We start from the raw sequence: 14048 nt of genomic DNA on the forward strand, positions 1-14048 counted from the left end.
CCGTGCGCGCCTACAAGGCGCAGTCGGTCGAGGGCGGGCTGGGGAACGGCGGCGTATTGAAGACCAATTGAGGCGGCCCGCCCGCGGACCCGGCGTTCAGGCGTCCTGCGGGGCGCGGGTGATGCGGGCGAACATCGGCGCCACCAGGATGCCCAGTTCGTAGAGCAGGCACATCGGGATGGCTAGCGCCAGCTGGCTGACCACGTCCGGCGGCGTCACGATGGCCGCGATCACGAAGGCGCCGACGATCACGTAGGAGCGGATTTCCTTGAGCTTCCCGATGCTGACGATCCCCATGCGCACCAGGATCACCACCACCACCGGCACCTCGAAGGTGGCCCCGAAGGCCAGGCACATCGACATCACGAAGTCGAGGTAGTTCTCGATGTCGGGCGTCACGGCGATGGATTTCGGCGCGAACTCGCCGATGAACTGGAACACGCGGCCGAACACGAAGAAATAGCAGAAGGCCACGCCCCCGATGAACAGCAGCGAGGACGAGATCACCAGCGGCAGCACCAGGCGCTTTTCGTGCGCGTACAGGCCGGGCGCCACGAAGGCCCACAACTGGTAGAACACCCAGGGCAGCGCAATGATAAAGGCGAGCAGCAGCGTCACCTTCATCGGCACCAGGAAGGGCGAGATCACGCCGGTGGCGATCATCGTCGAGCCGGGCGGCAGCGAGGCGACCATGGGCGCGGCCAGCAGGTCGTAGACTTGCGAGGGGCCGGGCCAGAAGAACAGCGCCGCGCAGGCGATCGCGATCCCGATCGACGCCTTGACCAGGCGGTCACGCAGTTCGACGAGGTGGGAGATGAAGGTTTCTTCGCCTGCGGCTTCTTCGGTCATTTAGAAAAACGAACTCTTGGATTTGCTGGTGCCAGGGCGGAACTTGCGCACGCGCGCAGCGCCCGACAGCACATGGGTCTTGCCGCCGTTGCGGTGCTTGTACCAGGCCGGCACGCTTGATGTGCGCACCAGTTTCTTGCGGCGGAAGTCGCGCGCCTTGCGCTCGATGTCCGTCGTACTCAGGAAAGACGACGAGCCGGCATGCGCCGACATCGCCTCGCGCCCGTCCCACAGCGCCTCGACCTCGTCGACCTGGCTGGACACGGAGTGCGCGAGATCGTCCTTGAACGACTGCGCGCTCTCGTGCACTTCCTTGTGCAGGTTGCGCAGCTCGTCGAGCTCGATCTCGCGGCTGACTTCGGATTTCACGTCGTGCAGGTAGCGCTGGGCACGGCCATACAGCGTGCCGGCCATGCGCGCCACTTTCGGCAGCTTTTCAGGGCCGATCACGATCAGGGCGACAACGCCGATGATCGCGATTTTCGACAGTCCGAGATCAATCATGCCCGGCGATTAATGACGGGTTTTTTCGCGGGCTTCGACATCGATGGTCGACTTGTCGGCGACCTGTTGCGTCGTGGTGGTGGTCGTGGTGGTGGTGGCCTCGGCATTCGCCTTGTCTTCCTCGCCCTTCACGCCATCCTTGAAGCCCTTGACGGCCTTGCCCAGATCGCCACCGATATTGCCGATCTTCTTGGTGCCGAAAATCAGCATCACGACGACCAGCACAATGACCCAGTGCCAAATACTCATTGAACCCATGTTTATCTCCTAGCGAGGCGCATGCGCCTGTAAATCGGGAAAGCGTATATTTCAGTATACGCCATGCGGGCACTGCTTGCCCCCATTAAAAACTCAGTCGCAACCCAGTCAGCCTTTCAAGTGCCCAGGCCGCGCCATGGGCGCTTGCCGCCGTACACGTGCAGGTGCAGGTGATAGACCTCCTGCCCGCCGTCCGGTCCGGTATTGATCAGGGTCTTGAAGCCGCCGCTGCGTCCGCCATTGCCATCCGTCTTGACCGCGACACCATGCTCTTCTGCAAGTTTCGGCGCCAGCGCCAGCATCTTGCCCAGCACCGTCGCATGCTCGCCGGTGCAATCCGACAGCGTGGCCACGTGCTGCTTCGGGATCACCAGCAGGTGCACCGGAGCCGCCGGGTTGATGTCCTTGAACGCCAGCACGTCCTCGTCTTCGTAGACGATATTGGCCGGAATTTGCTTGGCGATGATCTTGCAGAAAATGCAGTTGTCCATCTTGTCTCCAGATCTGTGACGGCGCGCCATGACACCTGCATGACCGCACAACCCGATTATGACACCGGATGCGATGATGACAAGTGAGTTGGTGCTTACTATTGCTACTGGTCGCCGCGGGCGGCTTTCTCATCGATGCCGGACACACCTTCGCGGCGCCCCAGCTCGTCGATCACCTGCTGCGGGCTCAACCCGAACTGCGCCAGCAACACCATGCTGTGGAACCACAGGTCGGCGGTCTCGTACAGCACCTTGGCGGCGTCGCCCGAGACGCGCGCGTCCTTGGCGGCCATCACGGTCTCGGTGGCTTCCTCGCCGATCTTTTTCAGGATCGCGTCGTCGCCCTTTGAAAACAGCTTGGCTACGTAGGAAGTTGCAGGGTCGCCGCCGTTGTCCGGCTTGCGCGATTCGATCACGGCCGCCACGCGGGCCAGAATGTCGCTCATGGTTTCTTTGGGTAGATGGTGTCGGGGTCTTGCAGCACGGGGTCGACCGCCTGCCAGTCGTCGCCGTCGAATTTCTGGAAGAAGCAGGAGTGGCGCCCGGTGTGGCAGGCAATACCACCCGCCTGCTCGATCTTGAGCAGCACCACGTCTTCGTCGCAGTCCAGGCGCATTTCTACTACCCGCTGGGTGTGGCCGGACTCTTCGCCCTTGTGCCACAGCTTTTTGCGCGAGCGGCTCCAGTAGACGGCTTCGCCCAGCTCCACCGTTTTGGCCAGCGCGTCGCGGTTCATCCAGGCGAACATCAGGATGTCGCCGGTCGCCGCTTCTTGCGCGATCACCGGCACCAGGCCGTTCTCGTCCCAGCGGACCTTGTTGAGCCATTTGTGTGCCATGCTCACTCCAGCCGCATCGGGATGCCGCGTTCAGCCATATAGCGCTTGGCTTCGCCGACCGTGTGCTGCCCGTAGTGGAAGATGCTGGCGGCCAGCACCGCATCGGCGTGGCCTACCAATATGCCGTCGGCCAGGTCTTTCAGCGAACCGACGCCACCCGAGGCGATCACGGAAATGCCCACCGCGTCCGACACGGCGCGGGTCAGGCCCAGGTCGAAACCGACCTTGGTGCCGTCGCGGTCCATCGAGGTCAGCAGCAGTTCGCCCGCGCCCAGGCTTTCCATCTTGCGCGCCCATTCGACCGCATCGAGCCCGGTCGCATTGCGCCCGCCGTGGGTAAATACTTCCCACTTGCCGGGGGCGACCTGCTTGGCGTCGATCGCCACCACGATGCACTGCGAGCCGTGCTTTTGCGAGGCTTCGAACACTAGCTGCGGGTTGGTGACGGCCGAGGTGTTCATCGACACCTTGTCGGCGCCGGCATTGAGCAGGCGCCGCACGTCTTCGACCTTGCGCACGCCGCCACCGACGGTGAGCGGGATGAACACGGTCGAGGCCACGGCTTCGATGATCGGCAGGATCAGGTCGCGGCCGTCGCTCGAGGCGGTGATGTCGAGGAAGGTCAGTTCGTCCGCTCCTTGCCCGTCATAGCGGCGTGCGATCTCGACCGGGTCGCCGGCATCGCGCAGCTCGGTGAAGTTGACGCCCTTGACCACGCGGCCGCCGGTAACGTCGAGGCAGGGGATGATGCGTTTTGCGAGCATAAAGCTTAGGCCTGGGCGCCCTCGGTCAGTACGTCGGCGCGTTCCTGGGCCGATGCCAGGTCGAGCGTACCTTCGTAGATCGAACGGCCGCAGATGACCCCTTCGATGCCTTCGTCCTGCACCGCGCACAGGGCCTCGACGTCGGCCAGGACGTGCACGCCGCCCGAGGCGATGATGGGGATGCGCACGGCCTGGGCCAGCTTGACGGTGGCTTCGATGTTCACGCCGCCCATCATGCCGTCGCGGCCGATGTCGGTGTAGACGATCGATTCCACGCCATAGCCTTCGAATTTCTTGGCCAGGTCGATGACCTCGTGGCCCGACATCTTGCTCCAGCCGTCGGTGGCGACCTTGCCGTCGCGCGCATCCAGGCCGACGATGATCTGGCCCGGGAAGGCGCCGCAGGCGTCGTGCAGGAAGCCCGGATTCTTCACCGCGGCGGTGCCGACGATGATGTAGCTGATGCCGTCGTCCAGGTAGCGCTCGATGGTGTCGAGGTCGCGGATGCCGCCGCCCAGCTGGACCGGGATCTCGTCGATTCCGTGCTCTTCGGCGTATTCCTGGACCACTCGCAGGATCGCCTTGACCGCGCCTTCGTTCTTCGGCTTGCCCGCGAAGGCGCCGTTCAGGTCGACCAGGTGCAGGCGGCGGGCGCCCTGCTTGAGCCAATGCAGCGCCATGTCGGCGGGATCTTCGGAGAACACGGTGGCGAGTTCCATGTCGCCCTGTTTCAGGCGAACGCAGTGACCGTCTTTCAGGTCGATGGCGGGGATCAGCAGCATGGTCGTTGTCGGTTGGTTGGAGGTTGGATTACGGATTCCAGCGGATGAAATTGCGGTACAGGCGCAGGCCGGCGGCTGCGCTCTTTTCAGGGTGGAACTGGGTGGCGACCAGGTTGTCGCGCGCCACGGCGCAGGCGTACATGCCGCCGTAGTCGGCTTCGCCGATGGTGTCGGTAGCAATCTCCGGCGCGGCGTAATAGCTGTGCACGAAATAGAAATAGCTGCCGTCCTCGACGCCGTCCCACAGCGGGTGGGCGCGGGTCTGGCGCACGCGGTTCCAGCCCATCTGCGGCACCTTGAAGCGCGAGCCGTCCGCCTGCAGCTTGCCGTCCAGCTGGAAGCGCACCACCTTGCCGGGCAGCAGGCCCAGGCCCGGCGTGCCTTCGTTTTCTTCGCTCGTGTCGAACAGCATCTGCTCGCCCACGCACACGCCCATCACCGGGCGCGTTTTTACCGCGCGCAGCAGGGCTTCCTCGGCGCCGGATTCGCGCAGGCTGCGCATGCAGTCGCGCATCGCGCCCTGGCCCGGCAACACGATGCGGTCGGCAGCGTCGATGTCGGCCGGGTTGTTGGAGACCAGGATGTCCGCTTCCGGCGCGGCCGCGCGCAGCGCCTGCGCGACCGAGCGCAGGTTACCGAGGCCGTCGACTACTACGATCTTGTTCGTCATGGTCGCGAAGTAGAGCCGATTACAGGCTGCCTTTGGTCGAAGGGATGATGCCGGCTGCGCGCTCGTCGAGCGTGGTGGCCATGCGCAGCGCGCGGCCAAAGGCCTTGAACACGGTTTCGCACTGGTGGTGCGCATTGACGCCGCGCAGGTTGTCGATGTGCAGGGTTACGCCGGCGTGGTTCACGAAGCCGCGGAAGAATTCGCCGGTAAGGTCGACGTCGAAGGTGCCGATCATGGCGCGCGTCCAGGGAATGTGCATTTCCAGGCCCGGACGGCCCGAGAAATCGATGACCACGCGCGACAGCGCTTCGTCCAGCGGCACGTAGGAATGGCCGTAACGCGTCATGCCCTTCTTGTCGCCCACGGCCTTGGCCACCGCCATGCCCAGCGTGATGCCGGTGTCTTCCACCGTATGGTGGGCGTCGATGTGCAGGTCGCCGACGGCTTCGACTTCGAGGTCGAACATGCCGTGGCGGGCGATCTGGTCGAGCATGTGGTCCAGAAAAGGGACGCCCGTATTGAGCTTCTGGCGGCCGGTGCCGTCGAGATTGATCGAGACGCGGACCTGCGTCTCGTTGGTATTGCGTGTGATGTCGGCGGTGCGGGTCATTGCTGGGTGCTCTTCCAGGCTGCCTGTGCGCAGGCAGCCGCTTTTATAGGGACGCTTTCAGGGCGTTCAAGAATGCGGTGTTTTCTTCAGGCGTGCTGACCGTGACGCGGATGCAGTTGGCCAACAGCTTGTCCATTCTACTCAAATTTTTGATCAGCACCTTCGCCGCGCGCAGTTCTGAACAGGTCTTGTCCGCGTCGGGTACGCGCAGCGAGATGAAATTCGCGGCAGACGGGAATACTTCGACTCCCGGCAGCGCCGCCAGTTCGGCGCTCAAGCGGGTGCGCTCGTCATTGAGCAGGCCGGCTTGCGCGTCGAGCACGTCGAGATGGTCGAGTGCGAACTCGGCCGCAACCTGGGTCAGCACGTTCACGTTATAGGGTGGACGCACCTTCTCGAACTGCTCCAGCAGCTTGGGGTCGCCAGAGAGGTAGCCGAGGCGGATGCCCGCCAGGCCCAGCTTGGACAGGGTGCGCATCACGACCAGGTTCGGGAACTCCGGCAGGCGCCCCATGAAACTCGTGCGCGCGAAAGGCTGGTAAGCCTCGTCGACCACGGCGATACCGGTCTCGCCCAGGGCCTTGACGATGGCCGCCATGTCGCCGGCATCGAACAGGTTGCCGGTCGGGTTGTTCGGGTAGGCCAGGAAGACCAGCGACGGCCGGTAGCGTTCGATGGCGGCCAGCATGGCCGGCAAATCGAGCGAGAAGTCGGCCTTCACGGGCACGCCGACGAAATCGGCGCCGGCGAACTGGGCCGAGCGCGAGAACATCACGAAGGCCGGGGTCGGCGCCATGATGACGGCGCGTTTGTCCTGCCGCGCGACGGCCATGGCCATGATCGAGATCAGCTCGTCCGAACCGTTGCCGAGCAAGACGTCGTAACCGGCCGGCACGCCCAGGCTGGCGCAGATCTTCGCCTTGAGGGTCGCATACGAGGCCACCGGATAGCGGTTCAGCGCGGCGTCGGCCAGGCGCTGGCCGAGTTCCGCGCGCAGCTCCACGGGCAGCTGGTAGGGGTTTTCCATCGCGTCGAGCTTGATGTAGCCGTTCGCATCCGGCACCTGGTAGCCGCCGGTGGCGCGCACGTCTTCGCGGATGGTGTTCTCGATCAGCTTGTCAATGGAGCTCATGCGGTTTCCTCGTCGGCGAGCGCTCGCTTGGCGGCGCTCCTGCGTTTTTTGGCAGCCTTGCCCGCGACCGGCACTTCGGGCGCGGCCAGGCGCTCCCGGATGATGTCGCAATAGGCCGGGTTCAGTTCGAAGCCGGTGAAATGGCGCCCGGCCTGGCGCGCGGCGATCGCGGTGGTGCCGCTGCCCATGAAGGGATCCAGCACCACGCCCCCGGCCGGGCAGGAAGCCTTCACCATGCGTTCGATGATCTCGACCGGTTTCTGGGTCGGGTGGTCGGCGCGCTCCGGGTGCTCGCGGTGCAGGCGCGAGACGCTCCACACGTCCTTCGGGTTGTAGCCGACCTCCAGCCATTTGGCGCCGATGAAGATCGAGCGCGAGCGCGCCTTCTTGGTCTCGGCGTCATACGGAATGCGCACCGCATCCAGGTCGAAGTAATAGTCCTTGCGGTTCACGAAGAAGCCGATGGTGTCGTGGACCGACGAAAAACTGCGCACGCTGCCGCCCATCGAGGGCACGCGGCGGTCCCAGATGATCTCGTTCATCATGGTCATGCGCTTTTTCAGCATGACGAAGATCTCCGGCGCGAAGCGCCAGGTAAGAAAGATGTACAGGCTGCCGTTGGGTTTCAGCTTCGGCAAAGCAGCGTCGATCCACTGCTCGGTCCAGGCAAGATAAGCCTCGACGCTTTGCTGGTCGGAGGCGTTGCCGTAGTCCTTGCCCAGATTGTAGGGCGGGTCGGTCAGGATCAGGTCGATGGACCCATCGGGGATGCGCGCCATGCCGGCAAGCGCATCCTCGCAGAATACCTGGTCGACCCAGCCGCTCATGATTTCAATCTCAACTCTGCGCTGCGGGCGTGCGCCTGCAAGCCCTCGCCATAGGCGAGTACAGCCGCGACCTTGCCGAGCGTCTGGGCGCCCGCTTCGCTGACCTGGATGATCGACGAGCGCTTCTGGAAGTCGTACACGCCCAGCGGCGACGAGAAGCGCGCCGTGCGCGAGGTCGGCAGCACGTGGTTCGGGCCGCAGCAATAGTCGCCCAGCGATTCGGACGAGAAGCGGCCCAGGAACATGGCGCCCGCGTGGCGGATCCGGTCGGCCCACTGTAACGGGTCTTCGGCCGAGATTTCCAGGTGCTCGGCGGCGATGGCGTTGGCGATCTCGCAGGCCTCCTCCATGTCGCGCACCTTCACCAGCGCGCCGCGATCGCTCAGGGACGTCGTGATGGTCTCGTGACGCGGCATGGTCGGCAGCAGCTTGTGGATGCTCGCTTCCACCTGGGCGATGTAATCCGCATCGGGACACAGCAGGATGGCCTGCGCCAGCTCGTCGTGCTCGGCCTGCGAGAACAGATCCATCGCCACCCAGTCCGGGTCGGTCGTGCCGTCGCACAGCACCAGGATTTCGGACGGGCCGGCGATCATGTCGATGCCAACCGTGCCGAACACGCGGCGCTTGGCGGCGGCCACATAGGCATTGCCCGGCCCGACGATCTTGTCCACCGCGGGAATGGTCTCGGTGCCGTAGGCCAGCGCGCCGACGGCCTGTGCGCCGCCGATGGTGATCACGCGTGTGACGCCGGCAATGGCGGCGGCGGCCAGCACCATCTGGTTCTTCACGCCGTCCGGGGTCGGCACCACCATGACGATTTCCTGCACCCCCGCCACCTTGGCCGGAACGGCGTTCATCAGCACCGAGGATGGATAGGCGGCCTTGCCGCCCGGGACGTAGATGCCGACCCGGTCCAGCGGCGTGACGCGCTGGCCCAGCACGGTGCCATCCGGCTCGGTGAAGCTGAAGCCGTTCAGTTCCTGCTTCTGGCGTTCGTGGAAGACGCGGATGCGTTCCGCCGCAACCTGCAGCGCGGTGCGCTGGGTTTCCGGCAGCGCAGCCAGGGCCGCATCGAGCTCGGCCTGGCCAATGTCGAAGGCGGCCATCGAGGCGGCGCCGCCGTTCGGGATGCGGTCGAATGTGTTCGTGTATTCGAGTACGGCTGCATCGCCGCGCTTTTTGACGTCCGCAAGGATCTTCGCGACGCTGGCCTCGATCGCGTCGTCGGTCTCGGCTTCGAAAGCCAGCAGCGCGTGCAAGGTCTTGTGAAAATCGGGCGCGGAGGAATCGAGCTTGCGGATCTGTACTGCCATGGGTCAGCCTTGTTGTTGTGAGGCGCGCTGGAACGCGTCCAGGATCGGTTGCAGGCGCTCGCGCTTGAGTTTCAATGCGGCCTGGTTGACCACCAGGCGCGACGAGATGTCCATGATCTTTTCGACTTCGACCAGGTTGTTGGCGCGCAGGGTGCCGCCGGTCGAGACCACGTCGACGATGGCGTCGGACAGGCCGACCAGCGGGGCCAGCTCCATCGAGCCATACAGCTTGATCAGGTCGACGTGCACGCCCTTGCTGGCGAAGTGCTCGCGCGCGGTGTTGACGAACTTGGTCGCCACGCGCAGGCGCGCGCCCTGGCGCACCGCGGTCTCGTAGTCGAAGCCGGCATTGACGGCCACCGACATGCGGCAGCAGGCGATGCGCAGGTCGATCGGCTGATACAGGCCTTCGCCGCCATGCTCGAGCAGCACGTCCTTGCCGGCCACACCGAAGTCGGCCGCGCCATGCTGGACATAGGTCGGCACGTCGCTGGCGCGCACGATCAGCACGCGCACGCCGGGGTCGTTGGTCGGCAGGATCAGCTTGCGCGAGGTTTCCGGATTTTCAAGGACGGTGATGCCGGCCGCCGCCAGCAGCGGCAGGGTGTCTTCGAAAATGCGGCCCTTCGACAGCGCCAGGATCAGGCCCGGCTCTCCACTTTTGCTCGTGAATGTCATGCGTTTTACTTGGCTTCCTTGATGCGCACGATGTCCGCGCCCACCGCCGACAGCTTCACTTCCATGCGATCGTAGCCGCGGTCGAGGTGATAGATGCGGTCGATCAGGGTCGTGCCTTCGGCGGCCATGCCGGCAATCACCAGCGACGCCGAAGCGCGCAGGTCGGTCGCCATCACGGGCGCGCCCACCAGGCGGTCGACACCCACGATGTTGGCGGTGTTGCCGTCGGTGGAGATTTGCGCGCCGAGACGGTTCATCTCCTGCACGTGCATGAAGCGGTTTTCAAAAATGGTCTCGGTGACCTTGCTCGAGCCGGCGGCGATGGTGTTCACGGCCATGAACTGGGCCTGCATGTCGGTCGGAAAGCCCGGATATTCGGTGGTGCGGAAGGACACCGGGTTCGGGCGCGCATCCATGCGCGCGCGGATGGTGTCGCCGGCGACGGTCAGCTGCAGGCCGATCTCGCGCAGCTTGTCGAGCGCCACGTCGAAGGTGTCGGTGCGGGTGTTGCGCAGCAGGATGTCGCCGCCGGTGGCCGCCACCGCGCACAGGAAAGTCGCCGCTTCGATGCGGTCCGAGATCACCGCGTGCTGCGCGCCATGCAGGGCGTCGACGCCCTGGATTACCAGGCGGTCGGTGCCGATGCCTTCGATCTTCGCGCCCATGGCCACCAGCAGGTTGGCCAGGTCGGTCACTTCCGGCTCGCGCGCGGCGTTCTCCAGCACGGTCTCGCCCTCGGCAAGGGTCGCCGCCATCAGCAGGTTCTCGGTGCCGGTGACGGTGATCATGTCGGTGTGGATGCGCGCGCCTTTCAGCTTGCCATTCGTCCTGGCATGGATATAGCCGCCCTCGATCGTGATCTCGGCGCCCATCTGGCGCAGGCCCTTGATGTGCTGGTCGACCGGACGCGAACCGATGGCGCAGCCGCCCGGCAGCGAAACCTTGGCTTCGCCAAAGCGCGCCAGCAGGGGACCGAGCACCAGGATCGAGGCGCGCATGGTCTTCACCAGTTCGTACGGCGCTTCCAGCGAGGTGATGTTGGCGCCGTTGAGCGTGACGCGCTCGTCGTCCTGCGTGACCTTCAGGCCGGTCTGCTCGAGCAGTTTCAGGATGGTGCGCACGTCGTGCAGGCGCGGCACGTTCGACAGTTCGAGGTCGCCTGCGGTGAGCAGGCCCGCGCACAGGATGGGCAGGGCCGCGTTCTTGGCGCCCGAGACCGAAATATCACCATTGAGGCGCTTGCCGCCATTGATCCGCAATTTGTCCATGATTAGCCTTGGTATTCTTCAGGGGTGAGGGTTTTCATCGACAGCGCGTGGATTTCTTCGCGCATGCGGTCGCCGAGCACGGCGTACACCAGCTGGTGGCGCTGGATCGGGCGTTTGCCGGCAAAGGCCGACGACACGATCACGGCCGTGAAATGCTGGCCGTCGCCTTCGACTTCCAGGTGGGTGCAATCGAGGCCATTGCTGATGTAGCTGTGGATCAGTTCGGGTGTAGTCGACACGGTAACTCCAGTAAATTCTTGATGGCTCTAGTGGCGCACTTAGTGGCGTAACTTATAGCCACGCTTGAGCATATTGACCGCAATGGCCGCCAGCACTGCAAAGAACACCGACACGATGGCCAGGCTGATCCAGGGCGAGACGTCGGACTTGCCGAAGAATCCATAGCGGAACCCGTCAATCATATAAAAGAACGGGTTGAAATGCGAGACTGCCAGCCAGAATGGCGGCAGTTTTTGGATGGAATAGAACACGCCGGCCAGGAAGGTGGCCGGCATGATCAGGAAGTTCTGAAACGCGGCCAGCTGGTCGAACTTCTCGGCCCAGATACCGGCGATCACGCCCATCGTGCCCAGGATGGCGGCGCCGAGGAAGGCGAAGATGACGATCCACAGCGGCGCCACGAAGCTCAGGTGCGCGAACCAGGCGGTGATGACGAACACGCCGGCGCCCACCACGACCCCGCGCAGCACCGCGGCCGCTACATACGCCGACAGGATCTCGGCATGCGAGAGCGGCGGCAGCAGGATGAAGACCAGGTTGCCGGTGAGCTTGGACTGGATCAGCGACGAGGACGAGTTGGCAAAGGCATTCTGCAGCACGCTCATCATCACCAGGCCCGGGATCAGGAAGGCGGTGTAGCTGACCCCATCGAGCATCTCCACACGGCCGTCGAGCACATGGCCGAAGATCAGCAGATAGAGCATGGCCGTGACGATCGGCGCGGCCACGGTCTGGGTCGCGACCTTCCAGAAACGCAGCGACTCCTTGTAGAACAGGGTGCGGAAACCCACGGAGAACAGATTCATTGCGGGCCTCCCGGCTGCTTGTCGCCCACCACCTGCAGGAAGATGTCTTCCAGGTCGGCCTGCTCCAGCTGCATGTCGTCGATGACGGCGCCACTTAGCCGGATGCGCGCCAAAATCGGTTCGACTTCGTTTACGTGGTTCACGCGCAGCGTGTACTTGTTGCCGTTGTTATGTTCGTCGTGCGAGACCAGGTGGCGCAGGTCCTGCGGCAGGTCGCCGCTGCTCAAGTGCACCACCAGCTGCGAGCCGGACACGCGGCGCAGCAGCGCCGACATGGTGTCCAGCGCCACCACCTGCCCCAGCTTGAGCATGGCCACGCGCTGGCACATGGCCTGCGCTTCTTCCAGGTAGTGGGTGGTCAGTACGACGGTATGGCCTTCGCGGTTCAGGCGCGAGATGAACTTCCACAGCGTCTGGCGCAGCTCGACGTCGACGCCGGCGGTGGGTTCGTCCAGCACGATCACGGGCGGCTTGTGCACCAGGGCCTGGGCCACCAGCACGCGCCGCTTCATGCCGCCGGACAGGGCGCGCATGTTGACCTCGGCCTTGTTGGTCAGGTCGAGGTTGTGCATCACTTCGTCGATCCAGGCGTCGTTGTTCTTGATGCCGTAATAGCCCGATTGCAGGCGCAGGGTTTCGCGCACCGTGAAGAAGGGGTCGAACACCAGTTCCTGCGGCACCACGCCCAGGCGCTTGCGCGCTTCACGAAAATCCGTGACGACATCGTGGCCATGGATCTTGACGCTGCCCACGTCGGGACGGATCAGTCCCGCGATGGTCGAAATCAATGTGGTCTTGCCGGCGCCGTTCGGGCCAAGAAGGCCGAAGAATTCGCCTTCCTCGATGCTGAGGGAAACGCCCTTCAGGGCCTTGAATCCCTTGTAGCTTTTCTCGACGCTGTTAATCTGGATCGCTGTCATTCGTGTGGGGGATGGCGCGAGCGCGCCGGACCATGCGGGGAAACGGCCCATTATAGGGGAAATTGCAAATACCAGAGGTCGGTGGGATTTTTGAAGCAGGAGGGGTCGTCGGGTGGGCGGCATCGCCGCCCACCCGACAGTTTACGACTGCGGCAGCAGCTGGTCCACGCCATACAGCGCGGCCAGTTTCTGCACGTTCTCGGGAACGTTGATGAAGGTAAGACGCTGCCCGGCCTTGTTGGCCAGGCGCTGCCAGGCCAGCAGCACCGCCACGCCCGACGAATCGGCGGCGCTGACGCCGCCGAGGTCGAACTGGGTCTCGCCGGCCGAGATCGCGGCGCAGCCTTGCTCCAGCGCGCCGCGGGCGCTCTCGAAGGTCAGGGCATCGAGCGATAGCATCGGATTCGCTTCCGCCATTACTTCGGGGCTTTCAGCGGCTTGGCAGCCAGCTGCTGGTTACGCTCGGCCAGCTTCTTGATCAGGCCATCGATGCCGCCCTTGTTGATCTCGCTGGCGAAGGTGCTCTTGTAGGTCTCGACCAGCCAGGCGCCCAGCACGTTGATGTCATAGATCTTCCAGCCTTGCGGGCCGTTGGCCAGGCGGTAGTTCAGCGTGATCGGCTCGCCGCGCGCGACGTTGACCTGCGAACGCACTTCGACGTCGGTGGCGCCGGCTTCAGCGCGCATCGGCTTGAATTCGACGGTTTCGTTCTTGATCTGGGTAAGCGCGCCCGAATAGGTGTAGACCAGCAGGGTCTTGAATTCCTGCGACAGCTGCTTCTGCTGTTCCGGGGTGGCCTGGCGCCAGAAGCGGCCGGCCGCCTGTGCGGTCATCTTGTCGGCATCGACGTGCGGCAGGATCTTGGAGTTCACGAGTTCCATGATCTTGGCGCGGTTGCCGCCCTGGATGTCCTTGTCGGCCTTGACGGTCTCGATGACATCCGCGCTGATGCGCTTGACCAGGACGTCCGGTGCTTCGGCGGCGATGGCGGCGGTGGAGAAAGCGAAAGTGGCGGTAGCGGCTGCGATCAGTTGAATGACTGGTTTCATGTGTCGGTTTCCTTGTTGTTGGGTGCCGCGCCGCGCAAGGCTGGCG

General features: G+C 64.3%; 20 protein-coding genes. All 20 read right to left on the reverse strand.

Annotated elements, in window-relative coordinates:
- Positions 1 to 96: 96 nt before the first annotated feature.
- The 20 genes from tatC to AC56LR_RS07750 all read right to left on the reverse strand — a co-directional run bounded on the left by tatC (position 97) and on the right by AC56LR_RS07750 (position 14002).
- On the reverse strand, positions 97 to 849 hold the full coding sequence (gene tatC, locus AC56LR_RS07655) for a twin-arginine translocase subunit TatC (RefSeq protein ID WP_497129213.1): 753 nt from the start codon (positions 847 to 849) through the stop codon (positions 97 to 99).
- Positions 850 to 1353 carry a Sec-independent protein translocase protein TatB gene (gene tatB / locus AC56LR_RS07660; protein WP_497129215.1) on the reverse strand — a complete coding sequence of 168 codons (504 nt, stop codon included), beginning with the start codon at positions 1351 to 1353 and terminating at the stop codon, positions 850 to 852. It lies immediately after the preceding gene.
- A 9-nt stretch (positions 1354 to 1362) separates the two neighbouring features.
- Complete coding sequence (tatA, locus tag AC56LR_RS07665; protein WP_489874874.1) at positions 1363 to 1611, reverse strand: Sec-independent protein translocase subunit TatA; 249 nt, start codon at positions 1609 to 1611, stop codon at positions 1363 to 1365.
- 116 nt (positions 1612 to 1727) lie between these two features.
- A complete protein-coding gene (locus AC56LR_RS07670; RefSeq protein WP_497129217.1) occupies positions 1728 to 2102 on the reverse strand; it encodes a histidine triad nucleotide-binding protein in 375 nt (124 codons plus the stop codon).
- A 104-nt stretch (positions 2103 to 2206) separates the two neighbouring features.
- Positions 2207 to 2548 carry a phosphoribosyl-ATP diphosphatase gene (locus AC56LR_RS07675; RefSeq protein ID WP_497129219.1) on the reverse strand — a complete coding sequence of 114 codons (342 nt, stop codon included), beginning with the start codon at positions 2546 to 2548 and terminating at the stop codon, positions 2207 to 2209.
- Positions 2545 to 2946, reverse strand: coding sequence for a phosphoribosyl-AMP cyclohydrolase (gene hisI, locus AC56LR_RS07680; RefSeq protein ID WP_497129221.1), 402 nt, complete (start codon positions 2944 to 2946; stop codon positions 2545 to 2547). Before hisI ends, AC56LR_RS07675 begins: the two co-directional genes overlap by 4 nt.
- The gene (gene hisF, locus AC56LR_RS07685) at positions 2943 to 3704 is read right to left on the reverse strand and encodes an imidazole glycerol phosphate synthase subunit HisF (protein ID WP_497129222.1); all 762 of its coding nucleotides are present in this window, start codon (positions 3702 to 3704) and stop codon (positions 2943 to 2945) included. Before hisF ends, hisI begins: the two co-directional genes overlap by 4 nt.
- A 5-nt stretch (positions 3705 to 3709) precedes the next feature.
- On the reverse strand, positions 3710 to 4486 hold the full coding sequence (gene hisA, locus AC56LR_RS07690; protein ID WP_497129224.1) for a 1-(5-phosphoribosyl)-5-[(5-phosphoribosylamino)methylideneamino]imidazole-4-carboxamide isomerase: 777 nt from the start codon (positions 4484 to 4486) through the stop codon (positions 3710 to 3712).
- Positions 4487 to 4514: 28 nt separating this feature from the next.
- A complete protein-coding gene (gene hisH / locus AC56LR_RS07695) occupies positions 4515 to 5156 on the reverse strand; it encodes an imidazole glycerol phosphate synthase subunit HisH (RefSeq protein WP_497129227.1) in 642 nt (213 codons plus the stop codon).
- 19 nt (positions 5157 to 5175) lie between these two features.
- On the reverse strand, positions 5176 to 5766 hold the full coding sequence (gene hisB / locus AC56LR_RS07700) for an imidazoleglycerol-phosphate dehydratase HisB (protein ID WP_489874867.1): 591 nt from the start codon (positions 5764 to 5766) through the stop codon (positions 5176 to 5178).
- Between the two features lie 43 nt (positions 5767 to 5809).
- Positions 5810 to 6898: a histidinol-phosphate transaminase gene (gene hisC / locus AC56LR_RS07705; RefSeq protein WP_497129229.1), complete on the reverse strand. Its 1089-nt coding sequence runs from the start codon at positions 6896 to 6898 to the stop codon at positions 5810 to 5812.
- The gene (locus AC56LR_RS07710) at positions 6895 to 7725 is read right to left on the reverse strand and encodes a DNA-methyltransferase (RefSeq protein WP_497129232.1); all 831 of its coding nucleotides are present in this window, start codon (positions 7723 to 7725) and stop codon (positions 6895 to 6897) included. The genes hisC and AC56LR_RS07710 overlap by 4 nt, the downstream gene beginning before the upstream one ends.
- Positions 7722 to 9041: a histidinol dehydrogenase gene (gene hisD / locus AC56LR_RS07715; RefSeq protein ID WP_497129233.1), complete on the reverse strand. Its 1320-nt coding sequence runs from the start codon at positions 9039 to 9041 to the stop codon at positions 7722 to 7724. The genes AC56LR_RS07710 and hisD overlap by 4 nt, the downstream gene beginning before the upstream one ends.
- 3 nt (positions 9042 to 9044) lie before the next feature.
- A complete protein-coding gene (gene hisG / locus AC56LR_RS07720; RefSeq protein WP_497129235.1) occupies positions 9045 to 9719 on the reverse strand; it encodes an ATP phosphoribosyltransferase in 675 nt (224 codons plus the stop codon).
- A 5-nt stretch (positions 9720 to 9724) separates the two neighbouring features.
- The gene (murA, locus tag AC56LR_RS07725) at positions 9725 to 10987 is read right to left on the reverse strand and encodes a UDP-N-acetylglucosamine 1-carboxyvinyltransferase (RefSeq protein WP_497129237.1); all 1263 of its coding nucleotides are present in this window, start codon (positions 10985 to 10987) and stop codon (positions 9725 to 9727) included.
- 2 nt (positions 10988 to 10989) lie between these two features.
- Positions 10990 to 11226, reverse strand: a complete 237-nt coding sequence (locus AC56LR_RS07730) for a BolA family protein (RefSeq protein WP_497129239.1) — start codon at positions 11224 to 11226, stop codon at positions 10990 to 10992.
- A gap of 39 nt (positions 11227 to 11265) precedes the next feature.
- On the reverse strand, positions 11266 to 12033 hold the full coding sequence (locus AC56LR_RS07735; RefSeq protein WP_497129241.1) for an ABC transporter permease: 768 nt from the start codon (positions 12031 to 12033) through the stop codon (positions 11266 to 11268).
- Entirely contained in the window at positions 12030 to 12953 is a 924-nt protein-coding gene (locus tag AC56LR_RS07740) for an ABC transporter ATP-binding protein (RefSeq protein ID WP_497129243.1), read from the reverse strand. Before AC56LR_RS07740 ends, AC56LR_RS07735 begins: the two co-directional genes overlap by 4 nt.
- A gap of 141 nt (positions 12954 to 13094) precedes the next feature.
- Positions 13095 to 13352 (reverse strand): STAS domain-containing protein, encoded by a 258-nt coding sequence (locus AC56LR_RS07745; RefSeq protein ID WP_497129245.1) that lies wholly within the window; start codon positions 13350 to 13352, stop codon positions 13095 to 13097.
- 17 nt (positions 13353 to 13369) lie between these two features.
- Positions 13370 to 14002 carry an MlaC/ttg2D family ABC transporter substrate-binding protein gene (locus AC56LR_RS07750; protein WP_497129247.1) on the reverse strand — a complete coding sequence of 211 codons (633 nt, stop codon included), beginning with the start codon at positions 14000 to 14002 and terminating at the stop codon, positions 13370 to 13372.
- Between the last annotated feature and the right edge of the window lie 46 nt (positions 14003 to 14048).

The sequence above is a fragment of the Telluria sp. ZT3P39 genome (genome assembly GCF_059685935.1).

Excerpts from the sequence above, each read along its gene's own strand:
- hisA (WP_497129224.1), bottom strand. The coding sequence starts at position 4,486 with ATGCTGCTGATCCCCGCCATCGACCTGAAAGACGGTCACTGCGTTCGC.
- AC56LR_RS07750 (WP_497129247.1), bottom strand. The coding sequence starts at position 14,002 with ATGAAACCAGTCATTCAACTGATCGCAGCCGCTACCGCCACTTTCGCT.
- AC56LR_RS07740 (WP_497129243.1), bottom strand. The coding sequence starts at position 12,953 with ATGACAGCGATCCAGATTAACAGCGTCGAGAAAAGCTACAAGGGATTC.
- AC56LR_RS07670 (WP_497129217.1), bottom strand. The coding sequence starts at position 2,102 with ATGGACAACTGCATTTTCTGCAAGATCATCGCCAAGCAAATTCCGGCC.
- hisG (WP_497129235.1), bottom strand. The coding sequence starts at position 9,719 with ATGACATTCACGAGCAAAAGTGGAGAGCCGGGCCTGATCCTGGCGCTG.
- tatC (WP_497129213.1), bottom strand. The coding sequence starts at position 849 with ATGACCGAAGAAGCCGCAGGCGAAGAAACCTTCATCTCCCACCTCGTC.
- tatA (WP_489874874.1), bottom strand. The coding sequence starts at position 1,611 with ATGGGTTCAATGAGTATTTGGCACTGGGTCATTGTGCTGGTCGTCGTG.
- murA (WP_497129237.1), bottom strand. The coding sequence starts at position 10,987 with ATGGACAAATTGCGGATCAATGGCGGCAAGCGCCTCAATGGTGATATT.
- AC56LR_RS07745 (WP_497129245.1), bottom strand. The coding sequence starts at position 13,352 with ATGCTATCGCTCGATGCCCTGACCTTCGAGAGCGCCCGCGGCGCGCTG.
- tatB (WP_497129215.1), bottom strand. The coding sequence starts at position 1,353 with ATGATTGATCTCGGACTGTCGAAAATCGCGATCATCGGCGTTGTCGCC.
- AC56LR_RS07675 (WP_497129219.1), bottom strand. The coding sequence starts at position 2,548 with ATGAGCGACATTCTGGCCCGCGTGGCGGCCGTGATCGAATCGCGCAAG.
- hisF (WP_497129222.1), bottom strand. The coding sequence starts at position 3,704 with ATGCTCGCAAAACGCATCATCCCCTGCCTCGACGTTACCGGCGGCCGC.
- hisD (WP_497129233.1), bottom strand. The coding sequence starts at position 9,041 with ATGGCAGTACAGATCCGCAAGCTCGATTCCTCCGCGCCCGATTTTCAC.
- AC56LR_RS07710 (WP_497129232.1), bottom strand. The coding sequence starts at position 7,725 with ATGAGCGGCTGGGTCGACCAGGTATTCTGCGAGGATGCGCTTGCCGGC.
- hisC (WP_497129229.1), bottom strand. The coding sequence starts at position 6,898 with ATGAGCTCCATTGACAAGCTGATCGAGAACACCATCCGCGAAGACGTG.
- AC56LR_RS07735 (WP_497129241.1), bottom strand. The coding sequence starts at position 12,033 with ATGAATCTGTTCTCCGTGGGTTTCCGCACCCTGTTCTACAAGGAGTCG.
- hisB (WP_489874867.1), bottom strand. The coding sequence starts at position 5,766 with ATGACCCGCACCGCCGACATCACACGCAATACCAACGAGACGCAGGTC.
- hisH (WP_497129227.1), bottom strand. The coding sequence starts at position 5,156 with ATGACGAACAAGATCGTAGTAGTCGACGGCCTCGGTAACCTGCGCTCG.